A 15,657-nucleotide genomic window follows, 5' to 3' on the forward strand; every position below is an offset into this window, starting at 1 on the left:
TGACGATCATGGCCATAAAGCAACTGATCGAGGCTCCTCTTGTTGTGGTAACGAATAGGGAGCCTTACGTTGACGAGCGCTCCAATAACGGAATTCGAACCATACAGAAAGCGGGAGGAGTGGTATCAGCCTTAGACCCGCTTCTACAGGATATTGGCGGACACTGGATTGCATGGGGAAGTGGCAGTGCTGATATCGAAGTATCACCCGGAGGAAAACGTCAAGTTCCTCCTGAACATCCACGATATACGTTACACCGGATTATGTTAAATCAAGAAGAAATTCAAGGATACTACGCAAAATATTCTAATCAAGGGCTTTGGCCGCTGAGCCACATGTTGATTGAGCGTGCTCAATTTTCGCGGCGTGCATGGCAAATTTATCGCAATGTCAACCAAAAATTTGCTAAGCGCGTAAGCGCCGTAAGCCCTGAAGGTGCTTGGGTTTTTTCTCACGATTACCAATTATCCTTGCTGCCAGCGTTCGTGCGTAAATCACGGCCTGATGTGGCCATTGCTCACTTTTGGCATATTCCTTGGCCACCATTGACAATTTTTCGTTTGTGCCCTCAGCATCAAGAAATTTTACGGGGCTTATTAGGTGCTGATGTATTAGGGTTCCAAAGCGAATTAGATGTCGACAACTTTTTAAATGCCGTCGAACGCACGTTAAAAGTTCCAGTAGACCGTGACACGGGAATGGTGACGTGGCAAGATCGCCATGTGCATGTGAAATCATTTCCGATATCAGTGGATTTTGCTGCCATTCAGCAATTGGTCGAGACTCCCCGGATTCGCCGGTGGGTACGCGGCATTCGTCGTCACATTGAACACCGCGATCAAATTCTAGGCATCTCTGTAGATCGGGCCGACTATACCAAAGGACTCTTGCCTCGCCTAGATGCCATAAAAGAATTTTATAGTTTGTATCCGCAGTACCGTGAACGTGTGACCTATTTGCAAGTTGTGGTACCGTCTCGAACTGAAGTTGCGGAATATCGGCGGTTTTATGATCGAGTGGCCAAAAAGACTCAAGAAGTTAACCAACTCTTTGCCACATCATCATGGACTCCCATCATCACGTTACCCCACAGTATCGATCGGCCGCGTCTAATGGGATTATTTCGGGCAGCAGATTTTGCTGTGGTCAGTTCCTTAGTGGATGGTATGAACTTAGTTGCCAAAGAATTTGTGGCCGCGCAGGTCGATAAACGTGGCGTATTATTACTGAGTGAAACGACTGGCGCCGCGAACGAATTAGAAAACGAAGCATTTCCAATCAATCCTTTGGATCCTGAAGGATTTGCCAACACGCTCCATGAAGCGTTATCCATTTCCGCCGATGAACGCGCTGCCCGCATTTCGACAATGCGCGCACATTTGATGAAGCATACCATCTATGATTGGATGGAAGATATTTTCCTCACATTAAAAATGGCAGCCCAGTCATATGTGTAAATCTTTGCTAACGGTACCAATACTCGCTAACATTTCGCAACAGTATCATAGTCAAAGTTGGATATGGTTTTTGGACATTGATGGGACACTACTTGATATCGCTCCGAGTCCACAATCGGTTCACGTCCCTCGGATCTTAGTGCAAGCTTTGACACGTTTGACACAAAATCCGCGGCACCGTGTGGCACTCGTAAGTGGACGGTCCTTGCAGGATATCGACCAATTGTTTCCCATCAATGGGTTAAGTAAAAGTGGAAACCACGGGGCCGAGTATCAATGGGCCAATGAATCTTGGCTGCATGACTCGTCCCAGCGGTTTCTTGCTGTTCGTCCCCAGATCTTACAAAGACTTTTGCCCCTTTCTTCTCTTTTCCCGGGACTCTATATTGAAGACAAACAGTACTCAATCAGTGTGCACTATAGGCATGTCGACCATTCCCAGCATCCGCAACTAGCAGAACAATTACAACAGCGTTTAGCGTTTTCTCGTGATCTTGTGATATATCCCGCAAAACTGTGCTGGGAAGTTCGCCCACAGCCAGGACCAACAAAGAAGGATGCTGTAACCATGTTATATCGCATCCTGTCCGCTGGACTGCCCGAGCCCATTTTACCGATTATTATGGGAGATGACCGCACGGATGAAGATGCATTTGGAGCGTTGGAGCATGGGATTACCGTGCATATCGGCCAGGGTACGAGCCGCGCGCGGTTTTCGCTGCCGTCTCCTCAGCATGTGCGAGAATTATTGGCAGAGATTAGTGCTCACCCTGAACTTTTGCTTGCCACGGATCCTGGCGACGGAGGTACTCGATAATTGGTAATAAGGGTTCAACCCGATTAAAAGACGGCACCAAGTAAACTCCCTGAATGAGCGGCATGAGCTGCTCCATCAATTTTAAGGCCAAGTCAATACCTAACGCTGTTCCGTCTTGAATATTCTCAAACTGTTCAAGAATATTTTGCCCAATGATGATTCCTGGGACTTCATTATGCAAATACACAGCTTGACGGTAGGACACCAAGGGCATAACCCCCAATAGCAAAGGTACTGGTAAGCCTCCCATTTTGTCCAAAAACCTTTCGAGTTGCTCGGGTTGATAAATAGGTTGTGACATCACGAAATGGGCACCCGCATCCAGCTTTTCCCGGAATCGTTGTAATTCATGATTCAGGTCATCGGCATTAGGATTCACCCCAACACCAATATCAAAGGCCGTGTGGCCCCCAATTTTTTGCCCAAGAGCATCCTGTCCTGCATTAAATGCATTCAGCACCTTGACTAATCCAATGGAATTAATGTCATAGACGGCTGTTGCATGTGCATAATCGCCTAATCCCGGTGGATCGCCCGTTAACGCGAGGACATTGCGAATACCTAATGCGTGAGCTCCTAATAAATCACTTTGTAAGCCCATCAAATTTCTATCCCGGGTGGTAAAATGCAATATGGTTTGCACGGGGAGATGTTCGGAGATCAAACGGGCTGTCGCTAAAGCGCTTAACCTCACACGAGCCATAGGACTGTCCCCGATATTAATACAATCGGCACCATGCTCCGCAACCACCCGCGCTGAATCCAACAGCCGATGAGGATTTACCCCGCGCGGCGGATCTAGTTCGACGCTAATGATAAATCGCTTATAAAAAAACTGAGAAATTCCCTGGTCGTGAGTTTCACTATGACTGACGTCTAACGACGCACTGGCATCCGTGATATCTCTCACCGACGGAAGGACCTGAGGTTCTGGAGCATGACTTAAGGTCAGTTGAAGGGCACGAATATGCTCAGCAGTGGTCCCACAGCAGCCCCCAATGACGTGACATCCCGCTTCACGTAAAGCGGAGGCAATCGTGGCCACATAGCGCGGCGTAGCAGGATAATGAACATGTCCCGCCACAAGACCAGGCTGCCCGGCATTAGGATAGGCCGCCAAAGGAATTCCAAGTTCTTTGGCTTTCGGCGCCATCCGAATAATGGCATCCAATAATGGAGCTGGTCCGCTACCGCAATTTGCCCCCACTAACGCAGGCAGTCCACCGGGTAAAGACGCCATGGCTTCAATGGCTTCTTCGGGACTGAGCCCATAGCGCGTAGTTCCTTGGGGAGAAAAGGCAAAAGAAACGGCAATCGGCAAATTTGTCTCCGAACGTATGGCCTCAACGGCTGCACGAACGGTTGGCAAATCGGACATGGTTTCTACGATGAATCCATCAACACCACCCGCTAGCAAGCCAGCGACCACTGGGCGATAGTATTCAAGAGCCTGTTCATAAGGTACGGATGGCATCACCTGCGAATCAACGGGTTGGGCCAAAGGACCGACGACGCCAAGAATCCACGCTTCTCCACCAAAAATATCGCGAGCATGGCGGGCAATTTGAGCCGCTCGGCGATTTAACTCCACCACATCGGCGTCAATTCCCAGCGCGGCAAGTTTATGCCCATTAGCGGAAAACGTATGCGTTTCAATCAGCCGTGCTCCCGCTTCTAGGTATTTGAGGTGTAAATTCATCAACACGTCGGGTTGGCGTAAGGGAACTAAGGGTAGAGCGATTGACTCTACCCCTTCATCCATTAATGCCGTCCCGACGGCGCCATCACCCAAGATCCAACCCTCGTCTTGCAGCACTTGGCTTAAGGTCTTCACTGCAACCCGTCCTCTTCACGGACCTCTTGTACGGCTTGCGCCATGACCCGCAATTTCTGCTCAGCTTCTTCCCAAGTCCGAGTTTTTAACCCACAATCCGGATCAATTAACAAATTATCCAGGGGAACAATTTCTAATGCCCTCCGAATTCCCGCTTTGACTTCGTCAACAGACTCAATCCGGTGGGTATGCACGTCGACAACGCCTAAGGCTAGCTCCTTAGATTTTGGCCAGCGATAACGTCCTAATAAGTCAAGCAGTGCAAAATGTTGGTTAGCCGCTTCCAAATCCAGCTGATCAACAGGCAAATCAAAGAGGCCAGGTAAAATGGTCTCGAAATCCCCATAACAAATGTGACTAATCGTTTTAGCATTAAGACCCTTGGTCACAATGGCCATTGCTTCGATCGCCAAGTCTAATTCCTCAGGACGTGTGGAAATAGCGGGCTCATCAATTTGAATGTATTGAGCACCCGCCTTCTCCAATGCCACCGCTTCTTCGTGCACGAGATGTGCCAAGTCTAGAACCAATGACCGGCGATCGGGATAATACGCGTTAAATGACCAGTCACAAATGGTATAAGGACCTGTCAGCATTCCCTTGACTGGCTTATTCGTCATTTGCGAAGCTTTCTGCCACGACTTCACCGTGAGTCCTACAGCATCGCCTAAGGCTACGACATTTTCGACGATCGGCTTGCGATAGTACCGATTTCCGTATGAACGGACTGGTAACGACTCCGAAAATCCTTGCCAGTTCTCTGCGAAATATGCGACCATATCGCCTCGTTCCATCTCGCCGTGCACAAAAATATCAATGCCTAATTCTTCCTGCAAGGCAATGACTTGACGTGTGGCTTCCTCTTCAGCCTGCTGTAACTGTTCCAACGAAATTTGGCCCCGTCGAAATTGAGAACGTGCCGTAATCAACTTGCCAGGTTTCGGAAAACTTCCCACACTGGTGGTTAATAAATGTTTTGCCATCAAGGTCCGTCCTTTCTTTCCCTTAACCGTTAATCAATGTCTTGATATCCTTAAGTAAACGGACCTTTTGCTCGGCCCGGTCGGGAGGCAAAAATTCCAGTCCACAATTCGGATGAATCCAAACTTTGTTAGGGCCTTGCTTGAGAATAATCGGCTCAAGATGTTGCAAGACCTCACTAGGTTCTTCCAACCGCACATTACGGGCATCCAAAAGGCCGACGCCCACGTCCATGGGTAGCGCCGTTTGCGATAAAACATCGAGAATGGCGGGCTCGCTGACCGCATCAACATAAATGCGCGAAAACGGCAACGATGATAACCGTTCAATCCATGGTGTAGACTTTCCCCAATAAAGGGCAATGGATTGGTCTAGTCCAATGCTCGGATCAAGTAGAGCCCGGTAAGCTTCTTCGACTAGACTTTGAGAAAGCGTGGCGTTACGGGCCAAGGCGGGTTCATCCCATTGCACTTCTACAATGCCGGTATCCTCTAAATGCTTGACGGTCAACCGCATCACATCGATCAAATCGGCTAATAAAGCGTCTTGATTACCATAACTTTTGTCTTCCGCCAGTTCCAGAAATGTAAACAGACCCGGTAAAGCCACTTTCACCGGAACTTGAGATCGTTGTGAAGCTTCTCGGGACCATGCCGCTAACGTTCCTCCTTGATATTGCAGGCGGCCAGTAATCAAGGGATGACGCACATAGAAATTGTTATCAAACAAACGAATTAATCCGGCACTCTGCACGTTATCTAAGTCTCGCACAACGGGGTCAAATAAGTCGTACCAGCGAATTTGTCCATCGGTTGTCCGGTCCAATTGCGCTTCAAAAGCCAGATCAACCACGCGGCCAATCACTTGGCTGTAGGTGTCAAATAGTTGGCTTGGGGTCAATAGCCCTTTTTCGAATCGCTGAATGGCTGAACGTACGTTGGGCCCGGATCCGGCAGGAATTTTCGGATATGAGCCCATGACAGTCGTCTTCATTTTTCCAGTATCTCTCCTATCGTGCATGATTTGATACCGTGGATTTCGGTTATCATGCTTGTCTCATCTTCTTAGGATCCGGCATGGTGCATTTGTGCGCATGACCATAAAAAAAGCGCCTATCACGAGAAGAGGCGCAATGCTCTTCTCATCTTAAAGAATACAAAGTATTCTTCCGGAATTGGCACCCACCCTAAAGGGGTTGCCGGGCTTCATCGGGCCAGTCCCTCCGCCACTCTGGATAAGAAGTGTTCCTATAGAATTGATTAGCAAAATACCATGGCCTGTCCGTATGGTCAAGAGGACAAATGAAAAAATCTCTAATTGCCAATTATTGCCATCCATGATAGGCTTCTACCTAGGAGGTGGTACGATGTCTTCTCCCGGGTCATCGGTTTCCAAAGATCGGCAACATGGCGGCCTTGTCACGAAATCCAAAGGATCGCGAAGTCGTCTCATCCTGCGTCGCTTATTCCTGCTCGTCTTAATTCTTGGTGCCTTGACATTATGGCAGTTAAGTTTCGTCATCAAAGAGCTGGGTAATCTTCAACATGAATTAGAAACCTGGAAAACAACTCGGGCACTTTTGGGAGCGTTTCTCACCTACATGATCTCCCAAATTTCCCATTCGGTTCACAGTCTCTGGATCGACGTTTTTCATTAAGTCAACGAGTTCACGTCACATGACGATTCATATCAACCGCCACCCAGCCACGTCGATCCCTTTGTCACCTACTGGCCCAAACAATAACAGAGGGCTGCACGGTTAAGGCTGCAGCCCCACTGATTTCGTTGACACATTTCGGTGACACAATGTTTAACGACGACCTAACCGGAGCAGGAACAGGAACAAATTGATGATGTCCACCAATAGCGAAACCGCTAAGACAATCGCTGTCCCATTAGTGGGTAATGCGCGACCCCGGTACCGCATAATCGAGAAATCAAGCAATAGATACCCCGTAAAAATAATGACGCCAATCAAATTATATGCTCGCGACGCGACAACACCAAACATGCTGGGCAAGAAAAATGATAGCAAACTGGTAATGATGAGCATCAATAATCCGAGAAACAATATCGGTGCCAATTTCGAAAAGTCCCAAGGAATCCATGACACCACGGCGGCGGATAATAACATGGCCACCAAAATGGCTCCTAATGTCGTAATAAAAAGATGATTTTGGTACAAGATGGCATACCAAAGAATAGGCGCAATAGCTATTCCTAAACCTGCAGCCACAACAATGCCCCAAAACAACGCGGCCCCGGCATTAGTTTGATTACGGGACACAAAAATGGTTCCTACCATCGCGGCAATGAATCCAATCCAAATTCCTGCTGAACCCAAGCTCACTCCAAATAAACTAGCCAACATGAGAACAACCAATAATAAAGCCAAATATCCCAATGTACGAGCCATTAAAGACCCTTTAATACCATCAGCAACCGAATAGGTATAAGGTGTCCGGTTATACATACATCACTCACCTCCTGTACAATTTTGTGATACATCAAAAGTCAAGAAATGTCAAATAGTTAAAATGTGCTCTTCCGCACGAAGCGCTTGCAGACAACGTCATCTTCCGGGAAAATAGACCTGATGGTGAAAACGATACGTTGTTGCGTGTTATGGCTATTATTGCCACGAGTATCATGTTTTAAACGATAACGTCGCGTTTGAGAAAGAAGGCGTGATTGATGGCTGATAGTAGTGATGGAATGTCCTTTGAAATTTTAGCCGCGGGCATTCGGGATATTCGTCATGATATCCCCCGTCTCTTATCCGTACTGGCAAACAAATTTGAACAAGCGTTGCCCGAACGCGTACACGTCACACGTCATTCGGGATTGTTCACCCGAGATAATTCCATTACGTCCATTATTCTCGAATTCGATAATGTCCATTACATGCTAAAGCATAAAGCCGGACGTCTGGAGCCGCTACGGCAAAAAGTCGTGCACGATGTCGTGTTAAAGACAGAAACACTAAATTTTGATGAATGGATTGCCGAGGTTTTGCAACAGCTCATTCAGGAAAGTCATCATAATGAAAATATACGCAACATGCTTGATCGCTTTCTCACTTCTTGACAGAGTTTATTTGGACAGCATGGAAAGGACGATAGTAACGTGCCGGCACACGAATCTCGCAATTGGCATCTAGAAAGCCTAGCCGCTCACTCTGGAGTCGGACAGGACCGTCTCTATGGCGCCGTCAGCACCCCTATTTATCAAACTGTGACGTACCAACACCCGGGAACCGAATTAGGGCCATATGACTATAGCCGGACAGAAAATCCCACCCGGCATGCGGCCCAAGAAGCGATTAACCGGTTAGATAATGGTGCAGGAGCTCTCCTTTATAGTAGTGGTATGGCCGCGCTGACGGCATTAGTGCACACCTTACAACAAGGTGATCATGTTCTTATTACCGAAGATGCCTATGGCGGCACTTACCGCATCATGGTTGACATCTTTTCCAAATTTGGCATCGCATCGAGCATGGTTAATACCCGGGATATTGATCAGGTCAAACAACATATCACCTCAAAGACGCGCCTATTCATTGTGGAAACTCCGAGTAATCCCCTTTTGCGCATTAGTCCGCTCGAGGAGCTTGCTGAACTCGCGCATGCCCACCATGCCGAGTTGGCCGTGGACAATACATTTATGACCGCTGTGCGCCAGCGTCCCTTGGAACTTGGAGCCGACTACGTGGTGTATAGTGCTACCAAGTACTTGGCAGGACATAATGATGTGTTAGCAGGTGCCATTGTGTGTAAAACCCCGGAACAATATGACAAACTCAATGAACTCACCAATGCAACGGGTAGCGTTTTAGGACCATGGGACGCTTGGCTACTCCTTCGCGGTTTAAAAACCCTTGCCATTCGAATGGATCGCCAAGAAAGCAATGCACGCCGTATTGCTGAATTTCTGTCCCATCATCAAAATATCCGTCACGTGTATTATCCAGAGCTCGCCGATCATGATATGAGGGAACGGCATTTACGACAGGCCTCGGGCTACGGAGCCATGTTGTCATTCGTTCTCACACATCCTGAAGAGTATGCAGCGGTTATGGACAGGCTTCAGGTCATATTACCGGCTGTCAGTCTGGGTGGCGTCGAATCGTTAATTACGCATCCCTATAATGAAACCCACCGAGAACTGCCCGAATCGATGAGACGTCAACTCGGCATTGTTCCGGGACTCATGCGTTTATCGGTGGGAATTGAGCACATTGACGATTTGCTCACAGATTTAGATAATGCCTTACGCTAAGGGGTATGATGGCCGATATTGTGGATGACCATTATAAATCATATTAAGGAGTGAATAGCGATTACAGACAAGCGCACCCAATTTGTGCATACAGGTTATGAAATGGATCCGGCAACTCAGGCGGTCACTCCTCCTATTTACCGGGCGACTACCTATCATCAAGCGGATCCTTGGAATCCCCCTGTTTATGACTATGCACGTTCAGGGAATCCTACCCGTCATGCCTTCGAACAAGCGATGGCTGATTTGGAGCATGGCGTGAAAGGATTTGCCTTTTCATCGGGAATGGCAGCGTTAACCGCAGCCTTTATGCTGTTGTCTCAAGGCGATCATCTTATTGTGACCCGCGACTGCCAAGGAGGCACCCAGCGAGTGCTGCGTGGTGTTTTCAGCCGTTTTGGCATCCAAGTGAGTTATGTGGATACGGAAGACTTTGATGCCTTGGAAAAAGCCGTAAAACCCAATACTCAAGCGATTTTGGTCGAAAATTTCAGCAATCCCTTCTTGCATGTGACCGATATGCCCCGATTGGCAAAATGGGCGCACGAACATCACTTGCTGGTAATGGTGGACAATACCTTCATTACACCGTATTTACAAAATCCCTTGACATTAGGAGCCGATCTCGTTATTCATTCTGCAACCAAGATGATTGGAGGGCATTCTGACATTACCGCGGGTGTTGCTGTGGCGAAAGAAGAAGATCTGGCTCGTCGGTTATATTTTATCCAAAATGCTTGTGGTGCCATTCTTTCACCCGATGATGCCTATATGAGTTTGCGCGGACTCCATACATTACCTGTGCGCATGGACCGTGCCCAGGACACCGCGATGCAACTAGCAACGGCGCTTGTGACCCATCCCCAGGTGCAACGGGTCTATTATCCCGGGCTGAAGACACATCCAGGACATGAAGTTGCCAAACAAACCATGCGGGGTTTCGGGCAAATGCTCACCATTCGTTTAAAGGATGCTCGCCTGGTCCCAGAATTGGCTCGTCATCTCCGATTAGCCCGGGTCGGTGCCGGATTTGGCGGGACCGAGACGATTATTTCTTTGCCCGAATTGCACTGTCATGCTGCTTTAACTCCAGAAGAGCGCTATGAACGGCAAATCACGCCCGATGTTGTCCGTATTTCGGTTGGATTGGAATCAGCGGCGGATTTACTGCATGATATTCTCGAGGCTTTGGATAAGGCCGGATCATAAGGCCAGGGGGAATCCCTGGCCGTAAGAACGATTTTCTGTCATCAGGAGTTGGTTTCGTTGCTGTGTTCTTGTAACCATTGTTGTTTGGCTAAACGCCGAACCACTTTCCCTGATGGTCCAATAGGTAGGGAATCGACCACATCAATCACATATGGCCGCTTATAATCAGCAAGCAGGGTTTTCGCTAACTCATGAAGGCTATCAACATCGATCGTGTGGTTGGCGCGCGGCACGACGAGGGCAACGACACGCTCTCCACGCCTGGCATCTGGGATGCCAAAAACCGTTGCCATTGCCACATCGGGACTACGGGACAAGACTTCTTCAACTTCAACCGGGTATACATTTTCTCCCGAGGTAATGATCATGTCTTGCTTGCGGTCCACTAGATATAACAAGCCTTCTTCAGAAATATAGCCCATGTCGCCAACCGTAAGATATCCATCTGAGGTAAAGCTTTCACGTGTTGCTTGCGGATTATTGAAATATTCCTTCATTAATGAAGGACCTTTGACAAATACTTCCCCAATTTCCCCTGCCGGAAGCGCCTGCCTTTGGTCATCTAAAATGCGAATACTTTGACCAATGATGGGATAGCCGACCGAACCCAACGGTCCATTGAGACGGTGACGAATGACGGTACAGGCGCCGTATTCAGTTGCCCCATAAATATCATAAAGACGAACCTGGGGAAAACCCAGGAGAATACGGTCCCTGAGAGTACTATCCAAAGGCGCTGACGCGGTCAAGATAACACGTAAAGTTTGGGCATCTAGCTTCCCCGCTTCCACGGCATCGGCTAAAAAGCTCAATAATGTTGGAACAAACATGCTATAAGTCACTTGATGCTTATTCATCTCATCCACGATGTGTTGAGGATGTATGCTGCGGTGGGGGTAGATTACGCAAGTGGCCCCAATAATGACAGATAATGTAACAACCCATAATGAATTGACATGAAACATGGGAAGGACAGCCAAACCAATATCATCGGACGAAATGCCTAACTCCGCAACAAGTGTTAATGCAATCATTAAATTGCTAACATGACTTCTTACCGCGCCTTTCGGTTTACCGGTTGTACCCGAGGTGTATACGATGACCCACGGATCCTCTTCCGAAATGGTTAGGGAAAGCGGTGAGTCGTCTGCTTGGCTCACTAGGTCTTCCCAAGCCCGGGCACGGTCTTCCCCTTCGAGATGCGTATAATAAACCGGAAGGAGATTTTCCACTGCACTGAGCGCCGATCGTAAGTCTTTATCCGCTACAATCAAACTAATTTGACTATCCATTAAGGCATAACGAATTTCGTCAGGTGACCACCGGAGATTAATGGGTACACCAACCAACCCAGCTTTAGCCAAACCAAAATACGCTTCTGCCATATCCAGCCCATTTGGCAAAAGAAGACCAACGCGTTGCCCCTTTTTTAATCCCAGGCCGAGCAGTGCACGCGCAATTTGGTTGGTTTTGTTATCGAGTTCAGTAAACGTTAAGGATTGTTCACCAAAAACCAAAGCTTTCTTGTCTTTATATCGAATTGCTGCACCATGAAGTGCCTCTCCTACCGTTAACACAATGTCCTCCCATATTGAGTTAGTTAAGGATTACTAAGTTTGCGGCCGCACTTTTAGTCGCATCTCAAAAACTTGGGTAACAGCCATTGCTATTACTGTTATACACATAATAGCGAACATGATGTGCGTCGTCGATATGACAAAACGTCCTAACGTATGATCATGAATCAGAGCCCATATCCAATAGAGCAAACCAATGCCTGTCGTCAATATCACTTCCCAGCGGCGCTGGGCCACAGAATATAACATGGCCATATTGAGTAGTCCCAGACAGATCATCCCCCACCCATATTCTGCAAGCCATGGAACTACAGGAAAAAAACTCTTTCCCAGAACCATCAACACCAAATTGTGGCCATACACCGTAAATAACCATTCGCCAATCGCCGCTAAAATTCCATACATTCCCACGGTCATAGCCGCGTAGCGATAACGATGTATAGGTTCTGCCAGAATTGCGGTTAACATGACGGTTCCAAGACTTCCCGAGACAAATTGCAAGCTATGACCGATAGTAGCCAAACCTGTATACTGTCCCGCAGCAATGGGTGACAAGGCATATTTAGCAGCCAGTCCATCAACTAGGGCAAATAAGACATTGATAATACCGACAATCGCGGTGCCCACAATCACACCTGAGGAAGTTTGCTCGCCTTTTAAAGGCACGTGTTTGGTCATTACGCGACTGACATACCAGGTAACCCAAGCGGCAATTCCCTCTAAAATCCCCACAGCCGTTAACCGGTACCCGCTCCACAGAGCTCCTCCTGCGGCGATAACGCGAAAACCGGTATTCAATACCCCAAGTAATCCTACCCACAAATACCATCGGCTCCGTTGCAACATCCCGACATTGGCCGCTAACGCTAAACTCGGAACAACCTCCACCGTAAAAACGACCAACAATGTCGGATTCACATCAAACAAATGGGCCAACGTCTGGCGGGCTATCCAAATCACGCCCCAAAGACTCAAACCGCCTGCCCAAAGTCCTAAGCTCTGGAGATATCCATTATGCCCCTCATCTTTGCCCATGCGCGTGTAAATTAACGTAACAACAGATGCCGGAATCACCATAAATGTGGTAACGTTCAAAAACGTCGCTAAATCTCCATAGAGTCTAGGACCTAAGACATGGGCCAGAACAACATGATACAAATAATTGAAGAGTCCGGCTAAGAGAGTTGCTAACCCAAAGATTAGATTATCTTCCCAAAAGGCCTTGAATTTGGCCATGAAAAACCTCCTCGATGCGGCCTGCAGCGTGCTTTTTCTTTCCTTTTTTACATTCTGAGTGTTTTCAGACAAAAATATAGCCCAGGTTACGGGAAAACCTGGGCGAAAAATATTATGTAGTTCATTCAGGTAAGGGTCAGTTCCAATAGAACTGACATTCTGATACAGTATTTTCGACATCAACGGGGAAAATCCTACCGTTCTCGATGAATTTCTTAGTCGTTTGACGACTAAATGCGCATTTTTATGGTTGACGCCCAATTTGATGCAACAGTAATTGCATCACCGCATTATTCGCATAGCCAATGTGCCACAAGGCAATCCCTGCCAAATGATCCTTCTTAGCCAACTGAATTTTTTGATTCATCCCTTGTAAACTTTCCCACCACGCAATATGGGGTCCCGTAGAGGTCGTATAATCGGCGTATGTCTCCTGATACCGTGTGCTCCACTTGGCATGCTGAATCATTGGGGTTGTTATAGCATTATAAGGAATGGTCGTGGCGTGTGTGCTGCCAACAGGCCATGAATATCCATATAACGCGATGCCAAGATCAATCTTAGACGCCGGAACCGAATGGAGCATTCGAGATAGAATATTTTCGACCCATCCAAGGGCTGCTACGGGTCCGGGAGGACTACCGTCATCATGTTCGTCATAACTCATGAGAACAAATTGATTCACTTCCGGTGCCAGTTTGCTAAAGTTGTAGGCTCCGCCGGAATGGGGCACAACGTCCATGGTGATGGTATCTGTTCGCGGCAGGAAGTCTCGTAAATCAATCATAAACCCCGTGAGCTGGTTCACATAACGGGTATGAGGAGGTTCAAAATCGATATTCACTCCCTGATAATGCATTTTGCCCACAAGGTCGGCAATATTGCGGGCGGCGATTACACGGGTAATGGAACTCGCCAAGAAAGCCTGCGTTCCCGTACCGTCATTAATTAACGGCGTAATAGCAATGTGTTCTTTTTCCGCTTGATGTAAAATCGCTGAATTCACATGACTAATAAGGCCGCCATGAGCATCTAAGGAATACCAGAACGGCGCCAGGTCAGTAATGGCATGGGAATGCGTATACAATGGTGTTAAGGGACCGGATACATCATTCGCCCAAAACGCTAAGACCTTTAGAGGCGGGGATTTTGACGATGATGTTTTGTTGGCCGCATGAACACCAATACCACAGCCTGCTGTCAGCACGCTCATCGCGGTAACGACCGACAAAACCTTAACCGGAAACGCTCTGGGAAATCTCATTGTTATCACCTCTCTTCCAAGTTTCACCCACAAAAGATGCAAGCATGCTTCAAAGTGACTATGAGGTTTCAGGAAAAAATGGCGTTTATTAACGCGATGCTTTGACAAATTTGTCCAAAAATGGATTCTTCGGAAACTCTCATTCAGCTCTCATCCACAAGAGGCATATTGTAAATATGTAAAAGACCGTGCCGAGAGTGTGGAGGAGGGATTCATATGGTTCATCAAAGACCTCTAGCCCTACCCGCACCCCAGGGAGAACATTCACATCATATCCGGGGGGCTGCTGTTAAATGGGTTGCGAGTATCGGACTGTCAACCATGACTGCATTAAGCATTTTTTATGCTGTTAATTGGCAGCCCTTGACCCATTTACCGGAATTAGCTAAAGCACGTGTAGAGCATGAACACGTTCAATGGACTCCGTTAAACCGGGTCTCGCCATGGTTCCAAAAAGCTCTCATTGCCACCGAGGATCGAAGTTTTTACACCAATTGGGGAATTTCTTTTCAGGGAATAGCCCGCGCTGCGTGGGTAGATTTACAAACGGGGCAGTTCACTCAAGGAGGAAGTACAATAACACAACAATTGATTCGTAATTTAATGCTGTCGCCCGTAAAAACGATTCCCCGTAAAGTCAGTGGAATTCTTTTGTCACTGATGGCAACCGACTTATATTCCAAACACCAAATTTTGACAATGTACATGAATGAGGTCTATTTAGGTGACCATGCTTACGGTGTTGGGCAAGCTGCTCAATCTTATTTTGGTGTTCCCGCGAGTCAGCTCACATTACCGGAAGCAGCCCTCTTAGCAGGATTACCACAAGCTCCATCGGCGTATGATCCGCTCGTCAATTTCAAACTCGCAAAACAACGCCAGTGGGAAGTGTTAAATAGCATGGTCCACGACCATATGATCACCCGACAACAAGCCCTTCACGCCTATCAAGCGCCCCTGCCCCTAAAATCACCCCGGCAAAGCGCCTAAAATCTTTTTGA

14 protein-coding genes and 1 riboswitch are annotated in these 15,657 nt (G+C 47.6%); of the genes, 7 read left to right on the forward strand and 7 right to left on the reverse strand.

From position 1 onward, the window contains the following. The first annotated feature begins 8 nt into the window (after positions 1–8). Together B8987_RS16885 and otsB are read left to right on the forward strand one after the other, a co-directional pair. Positions 9–1,457, forward strand: coding sequence for an alpha,alpha-trehalose-phosphate synthase (UDP-forming) (locus B8987_RS16885; RefSeq protein ID WP_020374748.1), 1,449 nt, complete (start codon positions 9–11; stop codon positions 1,455–1,457). Further along, entirely contained in the window at positions 1,450–2,274 is an 825-nt protein-coding gene (otsB, locus tag B8987_RS16890) for a trehalose-phosphatase (protein WP_051005411.1), read from the forward strand. The genes B8987_RS16885 and otsB overlap by 8 nt, the downstream gene beginning before the upstream one ends. Here otsB and B8987_RS16895 read toward each other — a convergent pair. The 3 genes from B8987_RS16895 to B8987_RS16905 are packed head-to-tail and all read right to left on the reverse strand — an operon-like array spanning position 2,216 to position 6,082. Next, a complete protein-coding gene (locus tag B8987_RS16895; RefSeq protein ID WP_084661738.1) occupies positions 2,216–4,108 on the reverse strand; it encodes a bifunctional homocysteine S-methyltransferase/methylenetetrahydrofolate reductase in 1,893 nt (630 codons plus the stop codon). The two genes, otsB and B8987_RS16895, sit on opposite strands and share 59 nt — an antisense overlap. Continuing rightward, positions 4,105–5,091 carry a uroporphyrinogen decarboxylase/cobalamine-independent methonine synthase family protein gene (locus tag B8987_RS16900; RefSeq protein ID WP_020374745.1) on the reverse strand — a complete coding sequence of 329 codons (987 nt, stop codon included), beginning with the start codon at positions 5,089–5,091 and terminating at the stop codon, positions 4,105–4,107. The genes B8987_RS16895 and B8987_RS16900 overlap by 4 nt, the downstream gene beginning before the upstream one ends. Before the next feature lie 22 nt (positions 5,092–5,113). Then, on the reverse strand, positions 5,114–6,082 hold the full coding sequence (locus B8987_RS16905; RefSeq protein WP_020374744.1) for a hypothetical protein: 969 nt from the start codon (positions 6,080–6,082) through the stop codon (positions 5,114–5,116). A 145-nt stretch (positions 6,083–6,227) separates the two neighbouring features. After that, positions 6,228–6,330: riboswitch (SAM riboswitch) on the reverse strand. 125 nt (positions 6,331–6,455) lie between these two features. Here B8987_RS16905 and B8987_RS16910 point away from each other — a divergent pair. Beyond that, positions 6,456–6,746, forward strand: a complete 291-nt coding sequence (locus B8987_RS16910; protein ID WP_020374743.1) for a hypothetical protein — start codon at positions 6,456–6,458, stop codon at positions 6,744–6,746. Positions 6,747–6,899: 153 nt separating this feature from the next. Here B8987_RS16910 and B8987_RS16915 read toward each other — a convergent pair whose 3' ends face one another. Then, complete coding sequence (locus B8987_RS16915; protein WP_020374742.1) at positions 6,900–7,562, reverse strand: Bax inhibitor-1 family protein; 663 nt, start codon at positions 7,560–7,562, stop codon at positions 6,900–6,902. A gap of 221 nt (positions 7,563–7,783) precedes the next feature. Between B8987_RS16915 and B8987_RS16920 the strand changes: the two genes are divergently transcribed. From B8987_RS16920 to B8987_RS16930, 3 genes are all read left to right on the forward strand, one after another. Continuing rightward, positions 7,784–8,176 (forward strand): hypothetical protein, encoded by a 393-nt coding sequence (locus tag B8987_RS16920; protein WP_020374741.1) that lies wholly within the window; start codon positions 7,784–7,786, stop codon positions 8,174–8,176. 39 nt (positions 8,177–8,215) lie between these two features. Then, positions 8,216–9,370 (forward strand): trans-sulfuration enzyme family protein, encoded by a 1,155-nt coding sequence (locus tag B8987_RS16925; RefSeq protein WP_020374740.1) that lies wholly within the window; start codon positions 8,216–8,218, stop codon positions 9,368–9,370. An 84-nt stretch (positions 9,371–9,454) separates the two neighbouring features. Beyond that, positions 9,455–10,579, forward strand: a complete 1,125-nt coding sequence (locus B8987_RS16930; protein WP_020374739.1) for a trans-sulfuration enzyme family protein — start codon at positions 9,455–9,457, stop codon at positions 10,577–10,579. Between the two features lie 41 nt (positions 10,580–10,620). Here B8987_RS16930 and B8987_RS16935 read toward each other — a convergent pair whose 3' ends face one another. The 3 genes from B8987_RS16935 to B8987_RS16945 all read right to left on the reverse strand — a co-directional run bounded on the left by B8987_RS16935 (position 10,621) and on the right by B8987_RS16945 (position 14,656). Beyond that, positions 10,621–12,156: a class I adenylate-forming enzyme family protein gene (locus B8987_RS16935; RefSeq protein WP_084661740.1), complete on the reverse strand. Its 1,536-nt coding sequence runs from the start codon at positions 12,154–12,156 to the stop codon at positions 10,621–10,623. Between the two features lie 33 nt (positions 12,157–12,189). Continuing rightward, positions 12,190–13,392, reverse strand: coding sequence for a lipopolysaccharide biosynthesis protein (locus tag B8987_RS16940; RefSeq protein WP_084661742.1), 1,203 nt, complete (start codon positions 13,390–13,392; stop codon positions 12,190–12,192). 244 nt (positions 13,393–13,636) lie between these two features. Beyond that, positions 13,637–14,656 carry a glycosyl hydrolase family 18 protein gene (locus B8987_RS16945; protein ID WP_076007170.1) on the reverse strand — a complete coding sequence of 340 codons (1,020 nt, stop codon included), beginning with the start codon at positions 14,654–14,656 and terminating at the stop codon, positions 13,637–13,639. Positions 14,657–14,872: 216 nt separating this feature from the next. On the opposite strand from B8987_RS16945, the gene B8987_RS16950 reads away from it, so the two are divergent. Next, positions 14,873–15,646 carry a transglycosylase domain-containing protein gene (locus tag B8987_RS16950; protein ID WP_020374735.1) on the forward strand — a complete coding sequence of 258 codons (774 nt, stop codon included), beginning with the start codon at positions 14,873–14,875 and terminating at the stop codon, positions 15,644–15,646. The last annotated feature ends 11 nt before the right edge of the window (positions 15,647–15,657 follow it).

The sequence above is a fragment of the Sulfobacillus thermosulfidooxidans DSM 9293 genome (assembly GCF_900176145.1).
Lineage (GTDB): Bacteria > Bacillota > Sulfobacillia > Sulfobacillales > Sulfobacillaceae > Sulfobacillus > Sulfobacillus thermosulfidooxidans.

Coding starts and splice junctions, on each gene's coding strand:
- B8987_RS16915 (WP_020374742.1), bottom strand. CDS start 7,562: ATGTATAACCGGACACCTTATACCTATTCGGTTGCTGATGGTATTAAA.
- B8987_RS16950 (WP_020374735.1), top strand. CDS start 14,873: ATGGTTCATCAAAGACCTCTAGCCCTACCCGCACCCCAGGGAGAACAT.
- B8987_RS16920 (WP_020374741.1), top strand. CDS start 7,784: ATGGCTGATAGTAGTGATGGAATGTCCTTTGAAATTTTAGCCGCGGGC.
- B8987_RS16940 (WP_084661742.1), bottom strand. CDS start 13,392: ATGGCCAAATTCAAGGCCTTTTGGGAAGATAATCTAATCTTTGGGTTA.
- B8987_RS16945 (WP_076007170.1), bottom strand. CDS start 14,656: ATGAGATTTCCCAGAGCGTTTCCGGTTAAGGTTTTGTCGGTCGTTACC.
- B8987_RS16910 (WP_020374743.1), top strand. CDS start 6,456: ATGTCTTCTCCCGGGTCATCGGTTTCCAAAGATCGGCAACATGGCGGC.
- B8987_RS16905 (WP_020374744.1), bottom strand. CDS start 6,082: ATGAAGACGACTGTCATGGGCTCATATCCGAAAATTCCTGCCGGATCC.
- otsB (WP_051005411.1), top strand. CDS start 1,450: ATGTGTAAATCTTTGCTAACGGTACCAATACTCGCTAACATTTCGCAA.
- B8987_RS16885 (WP_020374748.1), top strand. CDS start 9: ATGGCCATAAAGCAACTGATCGAGGCTCCTCTTGTTGTGGTAACGAAT.
- B8987_RS16900 (WP_020374745.1), bottom strand. CDS start 5,091: ATGGCAAAACATTTATTAACCACCAGTGTGGGAAGTTTTCCGAAACCT.